The 14,527-nt window shown below is 61.1% G+C and carries 10 protein-coding genes; all 10 read left to right on the forward strand.

Annotation, left to right across the window (positions count from 1 at the left end):
- Nucleotides 1-60: 60 nt before the first annotated feature.
- On the forward strand, nucleotides 61-957 hold the full coding sequence (gluQRS, locus tag PQT43_RS19310; RefSeq protein ID WP_102882224.1) for a tRNA glutamyl-Q(34) synthetase GluQRS: 897 nt from the start codon (nucleotides 61-63) through the stop codon (nucleotides 955-957).
- Between the two features lie 77 nt (nucleotides 958-1,034).
- Nucleotides 1,035-1,211 (forward strand): hypothetical protein, encoded by a 177-nt coding sequence (locus PQT43_RS19315; protein WP_003176118.1) that lies wholly within the window; start codon nucleotides 1,035-1,037, stop codon nucleotides 1,209-1,211.
- The gene (locus tag PQT43_RS19320) at nucleotides 1,195-4,149 is read left to right on the forward strand and encodes a sensor histidine kinase (protein ID WP_162884092.1); all 2,955 of its coding nucleotides are present in this window, start codon (nucleotides 1,195-1,197) and stop codon (nucleotides 4,147-4,149) included. The genes PQT43_RS19315 and PQT43_RS19320 overlap by 17 nt, the downstream gene beginning before the upstream one ends.
- 22 nt (nucleotides 4,150-4,171) lie before the next feature.
- Nucleotides 4,172-5,599: a sigma-54-dependent transcriptional regulator gene (locus PQT43_RS19325; RefSeq protein ID WP_267268926.1), complete on the forward strand. Its 1,428-nt coding sequence runs from the start codon at nucleotides 4,172-4,174 to the stop codon at nucleotides 5,597-5,599.
- A 746-nt stretch (nucleotides 5,600-6,345) separates the two neighbouring features.
- Entirely contained in the window at nucleotides 6,346-7,743 is a 1,398-nt protein-coding gene (locus PQT43_RS19330) for a polynucleotide adenylyltransferase PcnB (RefSeq protein ID WP_110597066.1), read from the forward strand.
- A 3-nt stretch (nucleotides 7,744-7,746) separates the two neighbouring features.
- Nucleotides 7,747-8,226 carry a 2-amino-4-hydroxy-6-hydroxymethyldihydropteridine diphosphokinase gene (gene folK, locus PQT43_RS19335; protein WP_102882226.1) on the forward strand — a complete coding sequence of 160 codons (480 nt, stop codon included), beginning with the start codon at nucleotides 7,747-7,749 and terminating at the stop codon, nucleotides 8,224-8,226.
- Nucleotides 8,227-8,621: 395 nt separating this feature from the next.
- A complete protein-coding gene (gene panB, locus PQT43_RS19340; RefSeq protein WP_102882227.1) occupies nucleotides 8,622-9,422 on the forward strand; it encodes a 3-methyl-2-oxobutanoate hydroxymethyltransferase in 801 nt (266 codons plus the stop codon).
- Complete coding sequence (gene panC / locus PQT43_RS19345) at nucleotides 9,419-10,279, forward strand: pantoate--beta-alanine ligase (RefSeq protein ID WP_253085040.1); 861 nt, start codon at nucleotides 9,419-9,421, stop codon at nucleotides 10,277-10,279. Before panB ends, panC begins: the two co-directional genes overlap by 4 nt.
- A gap of 471 nt (nucleotides 10,280-10,750) precedes the next feature.
- Nucleotides 10,751-12,415: a glucose-6-phosphate isomerase gene (pgi, locus tag PQT43_RS19350; RefSeq protein ID WP_102882229.1), complete on the forward strand. Its 1,665-nt coding sequence runs from the start codon at nucleotides 10,751-10,753 to the stop codon at nucleotides 12,413-12,415.
- A 127-nt stretch (nucleotides 12,416-12,542) separates the two neighbouring features.
- Nucleotides 12,543-14,480 (forward strand): acetate--CoA ligase, encoded by a 1,938-nt coding sequence (gene acs, locus PQT43_RS19355; protein ID WP_267268927.1) that lies wholly within the window; start codon nucleotides 12,543-12,545, stop codon nucleotides 14,478-14,480.
- The last annotated feature ends 47 nt before the right edge of the window (nucleotides 14,481-14,527 follow it).

The following is a 14,527-nucleotide window of genomic DNA, read 5'->3' on the forward strand; positions in this document are numbered from 1 at the left end:
CGAAAGCAATCCCCCCGTTCCTGTCATCACTCCGGGGCCAGCCCCGATAGCATCCTGCCCATGACTGCCTCCACATCTCCTTCATACATCGGACGCTTCGCCCCCACCCCCAGCGGCTACCTGCATTTCGGCTCGCTGGTTGCAGCCCTTGCCTCCTATCTGGATGCCCGAGCTGTCGGCGGCCGCTGGCTGGTGCGCATGGAAGACCTCGATCCGCCCCGGGAAGAGCCCGGCGCCCAGGCAGCGATCCTCAAGGCCCTGGAATGCTACGGTTTCGAATGGGACGGTGACATGGTCCGTCAGAGCGAACGCCACACTGCCTATGCCGAGGTGCTCAACCGCTTGTTCAACCAGGGCCTGGCCTATGCCTGTACCTGTTCACGCAAACAGCTGGAGCCCTACCACGGCATCTACCCGGGCCTGTGCCGCAACCTCGGCCATGCCCGAGAGCATGCAGCGATCCGCCTGCGCGTGCCGGAGCTGGAGTACCGCTTCACCGACCGGGTCCAGGGCGAGTACCGCCAGCACCTGGGCCGGGACGTGGGGGACTTCGTGATCCAGCGCCGGGATGGCCTCTATGCTTATCAACTGGCCGTAGTGCTGGATGACGCGTGGCAAGGCATCACCGACATCGTCCGTGGTTCTGACCTGTTGGACTCCACACCGCGTCAGTTGTACTTGCAGGAATTGCTGGGGCTGCCTCAGCCGCGCTACCTGCATGTGCCGCTGATCACTCAGCCGGACGGCCACAAACTGGGCAAGTCCTACCGCTCGCCACCACTGAGCGAAGATCAGGCGCCGCCCTTGCTATTGCGAGCGCTGCGGGCCCTGGGGCAGACAGCGCCAAGCGAACTGGCCGATGCCAGCGTGGCAGAGATCATGCGCTGGGGTACTGCGCACTGGGATGCACGCTTGATTCCACGCACACTGAGCGTGCCGGAAGCCCAATTGAGCTGACGCCCCTTGCAGCTTGGCGCCCATCCGTTACCATCGCCGCACGTTTTCGGGCACGCACACAATAAAGAGAGGCCGAGATGTACATCTATCGCTTGGTCCTGCTCCTGGTAGTGGGGATCTATCTGTTCTCCCCCGCCATCATGGATTGGTGGATCGATGCTACTGGCGCCTGGTATCGCCCGTATCTGCTCTGGCTGATTCTGATCGTCGTGACCTTCATCCTGCAGAGCCAAAAAGATGCCGATGAGCTTTAGCCTGACCCAGATGATCCTGATCAGCGCCGCCTACTTGCTGGTGCTGTTCGGGGTGGCCTGGATCAGTGAGCGCGGCATGATTCCGCGCTCGATCATTCGCCACCCACTGACCTACACCCTGTCGCTGGGGGTCTATGCCAGCGCCTGGGCCTTCTACGGCACGGTGGGCCTGGCCTATCAGTACGGCTACGGGTTCCTCTCCAGCTACCTGGGGGTGTCCGGGGCCTTCCTGCTGGCGCCGGTGCTGCTCTATCCGATCCTGAAGATCACCCGCACCTATCAACTGTCATCCCTGGCGGACCTCTTCGCCTTCCGTTTCCGCAGCACCTGGGCCGGCGCCCTGACCACCATCTTCATGCTGGTGGGAGTCCTGCCCTTGCTGGCCCTACAAATCCAGGCAGTAGCCGATTCCATTGGCATCCTCACCCATGAACCGGTGCAACATCGAGTAGCGCTGAGCTTCTGCGCGCTGATCACCCTGTTCACGATTTTCTTCGGTTCACGGCACATCGCTACCCGGGAGAAACATGAAGGCCTAGTGTTCGCCATTGCCTTCGAATCGGTGATCAAGCTGATCGCCATCGGCGGTGTCGGCCTGTATGCGCTGTACGGGGTCTTCGATGGTCCGCAACAGCTGGAACTCTGGCTGCTGCAGAACCAGACCGCCCTCGCCGCGCTGCACACCCCACTGCAAGAGGGCCCGTGGCGCACCTTGCTGCTGGTGTTCTTCGCCTCGGCGATCGTCATGCCGCACATGTACCACATGACCTTTACCGAAAACCTCAACCCCCGAGCCCTGGTCAGCGCCAGCTGGGGGCTGCCGCTGTTCCTGCTGCTGATGAGCCTGGCGGTGCCGCTGATTCTCTGGGCCGGACTCAAGCTCGGCGCCACCACCAACCCGGAATACTTCACCCTGGGCATAGGTATCGCCGCCAACAGCCCGGCCCTGGCGCTACTGGCCTATGTCGGCGGACTCTCGGCCGCCAGCGGTCTGATCATCGTCACCACGCTGGCCCTGTCGGGGATGGCCCTGAACCATCTGGTGCTGCCGCTTTACCAGCCCCCCGCAGAAGGCAACATCTATCGCTGGCTGAAGTGGACCCGTCGCGCCCTGATCGTCGCCATCATCATGGCCGGCTACGCCTTCTACCTGCTGCTGGGAGCCGAACAGGACCTGGCCAACCTGGGAATTGTCGCCTTCGTCGCTACCCTGCAATTTCTTCCCGGCGTGCTTTCGGTGTTGTACTGGCCGACCGCCAACCGTCGGGGCTTCATTGCCGGGCTGCTGGCGGGGATCCTGGTCTGGCTGGTGACCATGCTGCTGCCTCTGATCGGCAACCTGCAGGGTTTCTATATCCCGCTGCTGAACATGATTTACGTCCTCGACGACACGAGCTGGCACATGGCAGCCATCGCCTCGCTGGCAGCCAACGTACTGATGTTCACCCTGATTTCGCTGTTCACCAATGCCAGTACCGAGGAAACCAGCGCCGCCGAAGCCTGCGCAGTGGACAACGTGCGCCGACCGCAGCGCCGGGAACTGCATGCCGCCTCACCTCAGGAGTTCGCCACCCAACTGGCCAAGCCGCTGGGAGCCAAGGCCGCGCAAAAGGAAGTGGAGCAAGCCTTGCGCGACCTGTATCTGCCTTTTGACGAACGCCGCCCCTATGCCTTGCGGCGTCTGCGTGACCGCATCGAGGCCAACCTGTCCGGCCTGATGGGACCGAGTGTCGCCCAGGACATGGTGGAAACCTTCTTGCCCTACAAGGCCGGCGGAGAAAACTATGTCACCGAAGACATCCATTTCATCGAGAGCCGCCTTGAGGACTACCACTCACGCCTGACCGGCCTGGCCGCCGAGCTCGATGCCCTGCGCCGTTACCACCGACAAACCCTGCAGGAACTGCCCATGGGCGTCTGCTCCCTGGCCAAGGATCAGGAAATCCTCATGTGGAACAAGGCCATGGAGGAGTTGACCGGCATTCCCGCTCAGCATGTGGTGGGATCGCGCCTGAGCACCATCACCAATCCATGGAAAGACCTGCTGCAGGGCTTTATCAACTTGCCGGACGAGCACTTGCACAAGCAGCATCTGGCCCTCGATGGCCAGACTCGCTGGCTGAACCTGCACAAGGCGGCCATCGACGAGCCGTTGGCTCCGGGTAACAGCGGCCTGGTGTTACTGGTGGAAGACCTGACCGAAACCCAGACCCTGGAAGACAAGCTGGTGCACTCCGAACGCCTGGCCAGTATCGGACGCCTCGCTGCCGGGGTGGCTCATGAGATCGGCAATCCGATCACCGGCATCGCCTGTCTGGCGCAGAATCTGCGGGAGGAGCGCGAGGAAGACGGTGAGCTGACGGAAATCAGTGAGCAGATCCTCGAACAGACCAAGCGCATTTCGCGCATCGTCCAGTCACTGATGAGCTTTGCCCACGCCGGTAGCCATCAGCACAACGACGAAGCCGTCTGCCTGGCCGAAGTTGCCCAGGACGCCATTGGTCTCCTGGCCTTGAACCGGCGCAATTTCGAAGTGCAGTTCTTCAATCTGTGCGATCCCGACCACTGGGTCGATGGTGATCCGCAGCGGCTGGCGCAGGTACTGATCAACCTCCTGTCCAACGCCCGCGACGCCTCTCCTCCCGGCAGCGCGGTACGCGTCAAGAGCGAGGCTTTCGAACACACGGTCGATCTGATCGTGGAAGACGAAGGCAGCGGCATTCCCAAGAACATCATGGACCGATTGTTCGAACCGTTTTTCACCACCAAGGACCCTGGGGAAGGTACCGGACTGGGCCTTGCACTGGTCTATTCCATCGTTGAAGAGCATTATGGACAAATCACCATCGACAGCCCGGCCGATCCACAAAGCCAACGCGGCACCCGTATTCGGGTGACCTTACCGCGTCATGTCGAAGCGACGTCCGCTGTGAACTGAGACCGTCGAGAGAATTGAATCAATGCCGCATATTCTGATCGTCGAAGACGAAACCATTATCCGCTCCGCCCTTCGCCGCCTGCTGGAACGCAACCAGTACCAGGTCAGCGAAGCCGGCTCGGTGCAGGAAGCCCAGGAACGCTTCAGCATTCCCACATTCGACCTGATTGTCAGCGACCTGCGCTTGCCTGGCGCCCCCGGCACCGAACTGATCAAGCTCGGCCAGGGCACTCCTGTACTGATCATGACCAGTTACGCCAGCCTGCGCTCGGCTGTGGACTCAATGAAAATGGGTGCGGTGGACTACATCGCCAAACCGTTCGACCACGATGAAATGCTCCAGGCCGTGGCCCGGATTCTCCGCGACCGACAAAGCGCCGAGAACGCACCGGCAGATCGTCCAGCCACCAAGACGGGGAGCGTTTCGGACAAGGCCGGCGCCAGCAACAACAACGGCGAAATCGGCATCATCGGTTCCTGCCCGCCCATGCAGGATATGTACAGCAAGATCCGCAAGGTGGCGCCAACAGATTCGAATGTCCTGATCCAGGGCGAGTCCGGTACCGGCAAGGAACTGGTGGCTCGGGCACTGCACAACCTCTCCAAGCGGGCCAAGGCCCCCATGATCTCGGTGAACTGCGCAGCCATTCCGGAAACCCTGATCGAGTCCGAATTGTTCGGCCATGAGAAAGGCGCGTTCACCGGCGCCAGCGCCGGGCGTGCAGGCTTGGTGGAAGCAGCGGACGGCGGAACACTGTTCCTCGACGAAATCGGGGAGCTGCCACTGGAGGCCCAGGCGCGCCTGCTGCGGGTTCTGCAGGAAGGCGAGATCCGTCGCGTGGGGTCCGTGCAGTCGCAAAAAGTCGATGTCCGCCTGATTGCAGCGACTCACCGCGACTTGAAAAGCCTCTCGAAAATCGGCCAGTTCCGTGAGGACCTGTATTACCGCCTGCACGTGATTGCCCTGAAACTGCCCGCCTTGCGCGAGCGCGGCGCCGACGTCATTGAAATCGCCAATGCCTTCCTCGCCCGCCAGAGCGCACGCATCGGCCGCTCGGACCTGAAGTTCGCCGCCGACGCCGAACAGGCTATTCGCCATTATTCCTGGCCAGGAAACGTGCGTGAACTGGAAAACGCTGTAGAGCGCGCGGTAATCCTGTGCGAAAGCCCGGAAATCTCCGCTGACCTGCTGGGGATTGATATCGAGCTGAGCGACCTCGAAGACGATGACTTCGTCGGCCTGCCAGCGCAACAGGGCAACACCAGTCACGAGCCCACCGAGGACCTGTCCCTGGAAGACTACTTCCAGCACTTTGTCCTCGAACACCAGGACCACATGACCGAGACCGAATTGGCACGCAAACTGGGCGTCAGCCGCAAATGCCTTTGGGAACGTCGCCAGCGCCTGGGCATCCCGCGGCGCAAAAGCGGGGTAGCCAGCGAAAGCTGAACCCAGGCTGACCCGAGTGTGGGTAACGCTCGACTTTGTGAAAAAAACTGTTACCTGTGTAATTGGACGTAACAAAAGCCGGGGCTAAAGGTAACGAAGCCCCGGTTTTTTTTGGCCTGAAAAACACCACCTGGCACGCCTAACCCCTTGTTTTACTGGGGATCGCAAAAGTTGGCACGGCAACTGCTATATGTTTAGTACAAGAACAATAACAAGCAATGCACAAGACAATAAAAATAAGACGAATCGACTCACGCATAATAAAAACAACACGGCGGAGGCGCAGCTAACTGATTCTTTTGGAGAGGCGTTGTATTTGGGGCATGCCCCACAACCAGGCCGAGAACAACAAAAACTGCCCTAAGGCAGAGCCTGAACTGGTTGGATCGAAAGGTCATTGCAACTCAGCGATCAAAGCAATCCGTTTGCTCTTGGCTCCCGATTGGGAGGGTCACTCTGGATAACCTTAGTGACAAGGGCGTTTAACAAAAACAAGAAGCCCGAAACCAATAATAAAAATAGAGCACGCACAACTATTCTGGGGGAGCTTCGGCTCCCCTTGTGGTTTCCAGAATTCGCATTTCCCCCAAAAAAACCTACGCCAGCCCTGCTAGATCGCACCTTTGCGCAGGCCTGCACAAGTCGCGGCAGCTTCCTACACCATCCTTCGACTAAATGCTAGAATCCCCGCCCATCATGCGGTCATTCTTCGTTTTGGCCGAACATTCCTTCAAACAGTGCATCCCATGCTGAAGAAGCTGTTCCAGTCATTCCGTTCTCCCTTGCGTCGTACGCAACATAAACGCAGCACCCCTGAAGTGCTCAATAGCAGCCAACATTCGCTGCAACGTGCCCAGTTCAGCCGGTATGCGGTAAATATCGTCGAACGCCTGCAGAACGCCGGCTACCAGGCGTATCTGGTGGGTGGCTGCGTGCGCGACATGCTGCTCAACATCACCCCCAAGGATTTCGACGTCGCCACCAGCGCTACACCGGAGCAGGTCAAGGCCGAGTTTCGTAACGCACGGATCATTGGCCGTCGTTTCAAACTGGTGCATATCCACTTCGGTCGCGAAATCATCGAGGTCGCGACTTTCCGCGCCAACCACCCGCAGAACGACGACGAGGAAGACAGCAATCAATCCTCCCGTAACGAAAGCGGGCGAATTCTGCGGGATAATGTCTACGGCACCCTTGAAGAAGACGCGCAACGCCGCGACTTCACCATCAACGCCCTGTATTACGACCCGGTCAGCGAACGCATCCTCGATTACGCCAATGGCGTACACGACATTCGCAACAATCTGATCCGCCTCATCGGCGACCCTCGGCAGCGCTACCAGGAAGACCCGGTGCGGATGCTGCGTGCCGTGCGATTCGCGGCAAAACTCAACTTCGGTATCGAAAAACACACCGCAACGCCGATCCGCGAACTGGCTCCCATGCTGCGGGAAATCCCTTCCGCACGTCTGTTCGAAGAAGTGCTCAAGTTATTCCTCTCCGGCTACGCGGCCGACACCTTCGAAATGCTGGTGGACCTGCAACTCTTCGATCCATTGTTCCCGGCCAGCGCCGAAGCCCTGGAATACAACCCGACCTACACCCATACATTGATCAGTGAAGCCTTGATCAACACTGATTTGCGAATCAAGCAGAACAAGCCCGTGACTCCGGCCTTCCTGTTCGCCGCCCTGCTCTGGCCGGCCCTGCCCGCCCGGGTCCTGCGCCTGCAGGAGCGCGGCATGCCGCCAATCCCGGCCATGCAGGAAGCTGCCCACGAACTGATCGCCGAACAGTGCCAACGCATTGCCATTCCCAAGCGCTTCACCATGCCGATCCGCGAAATCTGGGACATGCAGGAACGGCTGCCACGGCGCAGCGGCAAGCGCGCCGACCAGTTGCTGGACAACCCGCGCTTCCGTGCCGGCTACGACTTCCTGCTACTGCGTGAAAGCGCAGGCGAGCAGACTGACGGCCTGGGTGAATGGTGGACCGACTACCAGGACGCCAATGACTCCGAACGCCGCGACATGATCCGCGACCTGAGCGGTAAGGAAGACACCAGCGGCGCGCCACGCAAACGTCGGCGCAGCAGCGGTGCCAAACGCAAGCGTGCAGGCAGCTCCAGCGCTTCAGGCGAGTAATGGATGGAACGCATCTACATTGGCATGGGCAGCAATCTGGCTGCCCCTGAAGAGCAACTGCGCAGCGCACTCGAGGCCTTGGCGCAGTTGCCCGCAAGCCACTTCCACGGCGTGTCGGCCTTCTATCAAAGCGATTCCCTGCTGCCCGGCCAACCGCGCTACACCAATGCCGTGGCGGCGCTGGACAGTGACCTGGAGCCCTTGGCACTGCTTGATGCGCTGCAGGCCATCGAAAACCAGCAAGGCCGAGAACGTCATGAACGCTGGGGCCCTCGCACCCTGGACCTGGACATCCTCCTGTTCGGCGATCGCCTGATTGACGAACCGCGCCTCAAAGTCCCTCATTACCATATGCACGCCCGCCCCTTTGTCCTCTATCCCCTGGCAGAACTGGCCCCCGCTGAATTGCGACTGGCCGACGGACGTACCCTGCAGGAGCTGCTCGACGCCTGTCCATTTGTCGGCCTGGAACGGCTGAAATAACCGCTGAAACGCATCAGTGACGGCGGTAACACTCACGGCGTAACAAGGCGGTAACACATCTAATTGACTTCCAGAGTCCTCATCACGACTATAGGCGTCCCGTTGCCGCCATCCCGGCGTTAAAGGGCGCAATTCAAGCGAGGCTTGTTCGCGGCGACCCCAGGAAACGCTAGGCCAAGGCGCTTGTGCAACGGCGGTGGCACCCGCTGGTACACAGCCCCTTCTGGGCACAGAATGAGGCGTCCAGCGCCACCAGCGCGAATCCCAGTACCGCTTTCAAATCGCTTGGAACCAGGCTGTATAAGCACGACAAAAGACCGTGCGCCTGAATAACGAAGAATCACGCGCGTTACTCGCAGTAGTTTCCAAAGCGCCTGAAATGAGGACCCCTTTTCATGCCAGACATCACTCTGACCACCCTGCAAAGCCTCAAGCAGAAAGGTGAAAAGATCACCATGCTGACCTGCTATGACGCCACCTTCGCCCACACCTGCTGTGAAGCCGGCGTCGAAGTCCTGCTGGTAGGCGACTCCCTGGGCATGGTGTTGCAAGGGCACGACAGCACACTGCCCGTGAGCAACGCCGATATGGCCTATCACGTCGCGGCGGTCAAACGCGGCAACAACGGCGCTTTGATCCTCGCCGACCTGCCCTTCATGTCCTATGCCACCCCCGAACAGGCCCTGAGCAGCTCGGCCCAGTTGATGCAGGCCGGGGCGCACATGGTCAAGATCGAAGGTGCCGCCTGGCTGGCCGAATCGGTTCGCCTGCTGAACGAACGCGGCGTTCCGGTCTGCGTACACATGGGGCTGACGCCACAAACAGTGAATGTGCTGGGCGGCTACAAGGTCCAGGGGCGCAACGAGAACCAGGCGCGGCAGATGCGGGCCGATGCCATTGCCCTGGAGCAGGCCGGTGCCGCCATGTTGCTGCTGGAGTGCGTCCCTAGCGAACTCGCGGCGGAAATCACTCAAGCGGTGAAAATCCCGGTGATTGGCATCGGTGCCGGCAGCGCCACCGACGGCCAGGTGCTGGTGCTCCACGACATGCTGGGCCTGTCCCTGAGCGGTCGCTCGCCCAAGTTCGTGAAGAACTTCATGGCCGGCAAAGACAGCATCCAGGCGGCGTTGAGTGCCTATGTCGAAGCGGTCAAGGCCGTTACCTTCCCAGGCGTCGAACACGGGTTCTCTGCATGAATACAGTCAAAACCGTGCGCGAGTTGCGCGCTGCGGTCGCCCGCGCCCGCAGCGAAGGCAAGCGGATCGGCTTCGTCCCCACCATGGGCAACCTGCACAGCGGTCACGCCGCCCTGGTGGCCAAGGCCGCCCAGCGAGTGGATTTCGTGGTGGCCAGTATCTTCGTCAACCCGCTGCAGTTCGGCGCCGGCGAAGACCTGGACAAGTATCCGCGCACCCTGGCCGCCGACCAGGAGAAACTGCTCGAAGCTGGCTGCCATCTGCTGTTCGCTCCCAGTGTCGAAGAGATGTACCCCGACGGCATGGCTGGGCAGACCCGGGTCAGCGTGCCACAGCTCTCCGAAGGCCTGTGCGGCGCCAGCCGCCCCGGTCATTTCGAAGGCGTGGCCACGGTGGTCAGCAAGCTGTTCAACATGGTCCAGCCGGACCTTGCCGTGTTCGGCCAGAAGGACTACCAGCAGTTGGCGGTTATTCGTGCCCTGGTGCATGACCTGAACATGCCGATCCAGATCATCGGCGAGCCGACGGTGAGGGCCACCGACGGCCTGGCCCTGTCCTCGCGCAATGGCTACTTGAGCGCAGAGCAGCTCGCCATCGCCCCCGTGCTGTACCGCAGTCTGAGCCAAATCGCTCAGGCCATTCGGGATGGCGAGCGTGACTATCCGAGGCTACTGGCCGAGCAACAGCAGCAGCTCGAGGCGGCCGGCCTGCGACGGGACTACCTGGAAATCCGTCACGCGAAAAACCTGCGTCCCGCCACTGCCGAAGACCGTGACCTGGTGATTCTGGTGGCGGCTTATCTGGGCGCAACACGCTTGATCGACAACCTGCATCTGGACCTCGACACGCCGGCATGAACGCCTGATTGCCCGAACGCCAACCTTCGGGCAAACTGCCGCCGGCTGGGGCCTGCAGCTGATACTGCAGGTCCTGTTCGAGGATCCGATCCAGGAATTTCCCATGCGTGCCATCTTGCCCAGGGTGAAAGCGATCTGCTCAGTGCCAGACCACGCAGGCGGTAGATGCCCCCGGCAACGAGCGGAACCACGAAACCTTGGGGTCCCCGTTGAAGCCAGCCGATTCCAACCCCGTTTATTCCCGCTGAAAGCCCCCCGTGCAGCCCTGATTGGCCCCGCCAGTACAAAATAGTACCGGCCACAAGGCGCACAAAGCCAAGACAGAACAGCACGCTGGAGTTACTGTTATCGCCCTGGGTGATTAATCGAATCAGCACAGGACTGAAGGAACGAGGTCCTTGAGACCGCGCAGGACGTTCCGGGCTTCTCAGTGTCCAAAAAGGCAGTTCAAGCAAAAGGAAAACCGCAGCGATGGCGTACTACCGCACTCCTCACGACGTTACCGCTCTGCCCGCCTGGCAAGCGTTGAAAGACCACCGCCAAGCCATGCAGGATTTCAGCATGCGCGAGGCGTTCAATACCGATCCACAGCGCTTCAACCAATTTACCCTGAGCAGCTGCGGACTGTTTCTCGACTACTCGAAAAACCTGATCACCAGCCAGACCCGCGATCTGCTGGTGAATCTGGCCAAGGAAGTCGGTCTGGCCGATGCCATCAAGTCCATGGTGACCGGTGAGCTGGTCAACGCCTCCGAAGGCCGTCCGGCGCTGCACACTGCGCTGCGCCGTCCGGTGGGCGACAAGCTGTCGGTCAATGGCGTCAACGTGATGCCGGAAGTACACAAGGTACTGAACCAGATCACCGAACTGGTCGGGCGCATCCACGACGGCCTGTGGCGCGGCTACACCGAGAAACCCATCACCGACGTGGTCAACATCGGTATCGGTGGCTCGTTCCTCGGCCCGGAGCTGGTGTCCGAGGCGCTGTTGTCCTATGCCCAGAAAGGCGTGCGCTGTCACTACCTGGCCAATATCGACGGTAGCGAGTTCCATGAGCTTTCGGCGAAAATCCGTGCAGAAACCACGCTATTCATCGTTTCTTCCAAGTCATTCAACACCCTCGAAACCCTGAAGAACGCCCAGGCAGCGCGGGCCTGGTACCTGGCCCAGGGCGGCTCCGAAGCCGAATTGCACCGCCACTTCATCGCCGTGTCGAGCAACAACGCGGCCGCCGTGGCCTTCGGCATTCGTGAAGAGAACATCTTCCCAATGTGGGACTGGGTCGGTGGACGCTACTCGCTCTGGTCCGCCATCGGCTTGCCGATCGCACTGGCCATCGGCATGTCCAACTTCAAGGAACTGCTGTCCGGTGCCTACACCATGGACCAGCACTTCCAGAGCGCACCGTTCGAGCAGAACATGCCGGTACTGCTGGCCCTGCTGGGAGTGTGGTACGGCAACTTCTGGGGAGCGCAAAGTCACGCGATCCTGCCGTACGACCACTACCTGCGCAACATCACCAAGCACTTGCAGCAACTGGACATGGAATCCAACGGCAAGAGCGTGCGCCAGGACGGTACCCCGGTGGCCACCGATACCGGCCCGGTGATCTGGGGCGGCGTAGGCTGCAACGGTCAGCACGCCTATCACCAGTTGCTGCACCAGGGCACCCAACTGATTCCGGCCGACTTCATCGTGCCGATCGTCAGCTTCAACCCGGTGGCTGACCACCACCAGTGGCTGTACGCCAACTGCCTGTCCCAGAGCCAGGCGCTGATGCTGGGCAAGACCCGCGCCGAAGCCGAGAGCGAACTGCGCGAGAAAGGCATGAGCGAAGCCGATGTGGCAAAACTCGCGCCGCACAAGGTGATTCCCGGCAACCGTCCGAGCAACACCCTGGTGGTGGAACGCATCAGCCCGCGGCGCCTGGGCGCCCTGGTAGCGCTGTACGAACACAAGGTCTTCGTGCAAAGCGTGGTCTGGGGCATCAACGCCTTCGACCAGTGGGGCGTGGAGCTGGGCAAGGAACTGGGCAAAGGCGTCTACAACCGTCTGGTCGGTAGCGACGAAACCCTGGCCGACGATGCTTCGACCCAAGGCCTGATCAACTACTTCCGCGGCCGTCACCGCGGCTGATCAACCTTCTCTGTCCCGGGAGCCGCCACGTCGGCTCCCGTCCGGGCCACCGCCCTCCCCCCTTGAACCTTCCTGACACTTGTGCGCACCCTTATGGCTTGTCGCAAAACAAGAATAAGGAACCGTCATGTTCGATATCAGCACTTTTCCGAAAGCCGATGCCGTCCGCCGGGCGGCGCAAATGAGTCAGGACGACTACCACCACCTCTACCGCCAATCCATTGAGCAGCCAGATGTGTTCTGGGCCGAGCAGGCCAAGCGTTTCCTGCACTGGAGCAGCCCCTGGGACAGCGTGCACAGCCATGACATGCGCACCGGCGAGGCCAGCTGGTTCCGTGGCGGCCAACTCAACGTCAGCTACAACTGCATTGATCGTCATCTGGAAAAACGCGGCGATCAGGCAGCCATCATCTGGGAAGGCGATAACCCCGCCGACTCGCAACGCATCACCTACAAAGAACTTCACGGGCATGTCTGCCGCCTGGCCAACGTGCTGAAAAGTCGTGGCGTGAAAAAAGGCGACCGGGTGTGCATCTACATGCCGATGATTCCCGAAGTGGCCTACGCCATGCTCGCCTGCACCCGAATCGGTGCCGTGCATTCGGTGGTGTTCGGCGGCTTCTCCCCGGAGGCCCTGCGCGACCGGATTCTCAACGCTGACTGCCGCACCCTGATCACCGCCGACGAAGGCGTGCGCGGTGGCAAACAGATTCCCCTCAAGAGCAACGTCGACAAGGCCCTGCTCAGTTGCCCGGACGTCAGCAGCGTGGTGGTGGTCGAGCGCACCCGTAACCCGGTGAACTGGGTAGAGGGCCGCGACATTCACTACCAGCAGGCCGTAGCCGCGGCCAGCGACCAGTGCGCCCCCGAGCCGATGGACGCCGAAGACCCGCTGTTCATCCTCTATACCTCCGGCAGCACCGGCAAACCCAAAGGCGTTCTGCATACCACCGGCGGCTACCTGCTACAGGCCGCCATGACCTTCAAGTACGTACTGGACTACCGCGACGGCGAGGTCTTCTGGTGCACCGCCGACGTCGGCTGGGTCACCGGCCACAGCTACATCCTCTACGGTCCGCTGGCCAACGGTGCCACCACGCTGATCTTCGAAGGCGTGCCCAACTATCCCAGCACCTCGCGTTTCTGGGAGGTGGTGGACAAGCACCAGGTGAACATTTTCTACACTGCCCCGACCGCCCTGCGGGCCCTGATGCGCGAAGGCAACGACCCCGTGCAGCGCACCTCCCGTAGCAGCCTGCGGCTCCTGGGCAGTGTTGGCGAACCGATCAACCCGGAAGCCTGGGAGTGGTATTTCAATGTCGTGGGCGAGCAGCGCTGCCCGATTGTCGATACCTGGTGGCAGACCGAGACCGGCGGCATCATGCTCAGCCCCCTGATCAGCGCCCGGCAGGTCAAACCCGGCTGCGCCTCGACGCCGATGTTCGGTGTACAACCGGTGTTGCTGGACGACCAGGGCAAGGAAATCCAAGGTGCCGGCAGCGGCATCCTGGCGATCAAGGCCAGTTGGCCGGCACAGATACGCAGCGTCTACGGCGATCCCAAGCGCATGATCGAAACCTACTTCGCGCCTTACCCCGGCTACTACTTCACCGGTGATGGCGCGCGCCGGGACGAGGACGGCAGCTACTGGATCACCGGACGCATCGACGACGTGATCAACGTCTCCGGGCACCGCATCGGCACTGCCGAAGTGGAAAGCGCCCTGGTACTTCACGACGACATCGCCGAGGCCGCCGTGGTCGGTTACCCCCACGACCTCAAGGGCCAGGGGATCTATGCCTTTGTCACGCCCATGCAAGGCATCGAACCCGACGAGGAACTGAAAAAGCAACTGCTGGCCCTGGTCAGCCGTGAAATCGGCAGCTTTGCCAAACCGGAGCTGATCCAGTGGGCCCCGGCCCTGCCGAAAACTCGCTCGGGCAAGATCATGCGGCGTATCCTGCGCAAGATCGCCTGCAACGAACTGGAGACCTTGGGGGATACCTCGACCCTGGCGGACCCCAGTGTGGTGGAAGGCCTGATCGACAAGCGCCTGAACGCTTGAAACCGGCGCGGCCACGGCCGCGCCTTTTTTCACTACCCGCACCGAGC

The organism is Pseudomonas sp. BLCC-B112 (assembly GCF_028550695.1).
GTDB lineage: Bacteria > Pseudomonadota > Gammaproteobacteria > Pseudomonadales > Pseudomonadaceae > Aquipseudomonas > Aquipseudomonas danubii.

Bases quoted from the DNA above. Each gene is read 5' to 3' on its own strand.
- gluQRS (WP_102882224.1), top strand. From the start codon at position 61: ATGACTGCCTCCACATCTCCTTCATACATCGGACGCTTCGCCCCCACC.
- PQT43_RS19315 (WP_003176118.1), top strand. From the start codon at position 1,035: ATGTACATCTATCGCTTGGTCCTGCTCCTGGTAGTGGGGATCTATCTG.
- PQT43_RS19320 (WP_162884092.1), top strand. From the start codon at position 1,195: ATGCCGATGAGCTTTAGCCTGACCCAGATGATCCTGATCAGCGCCGCC.
- PQT43_RS19325 (WP_267268926.1), top strand. From the start codon at position 4,172: ATGCCGCATATTCTGATCGTCGAAGACGAAACCATTATCCGCTCCGCC.
- PQT43_RS19330 (WP_110597066.1), top strand. From the start codon at position 6,346: ATGCTGAAGAAGCTGTTCCAGTCATTCCGTTCTCCCTTGCGTCGTACG.
- folK (WP_102882226.1), top strand. From the start codon at position 7,747: ATGGAACGCATCTACATTGGCATGGGCAGCAATCTGGCTGCCCCTGAA.
- panB (WP_102882227.1), top strand. From the start codon at position 8,622: ATGCCAGACATCACTCTGACCACCCTGCAAAGCCTCAAGCAGAAAGGT.
- panC (WP_253085040.1), top strand. From the start codon at position 9,419: ATGAATACAGTCAAAACCGTGCGCGAGTTGCGCGCTGCGGTCGCCCGC.
- pgi (WP_102882229.1), top strand. From the start codon at position 10,751: ATGGCGTACTACCGCACTCCTCACGACGTTACCGCTCTGCCCGCCTGG.
- acs (WP_267268927.1), top strand. From the start codon at position 12,543: ATGTTCGATATCAGCACTTTTCCGAAAGCCGATGCCGTCCGCCGGGCG.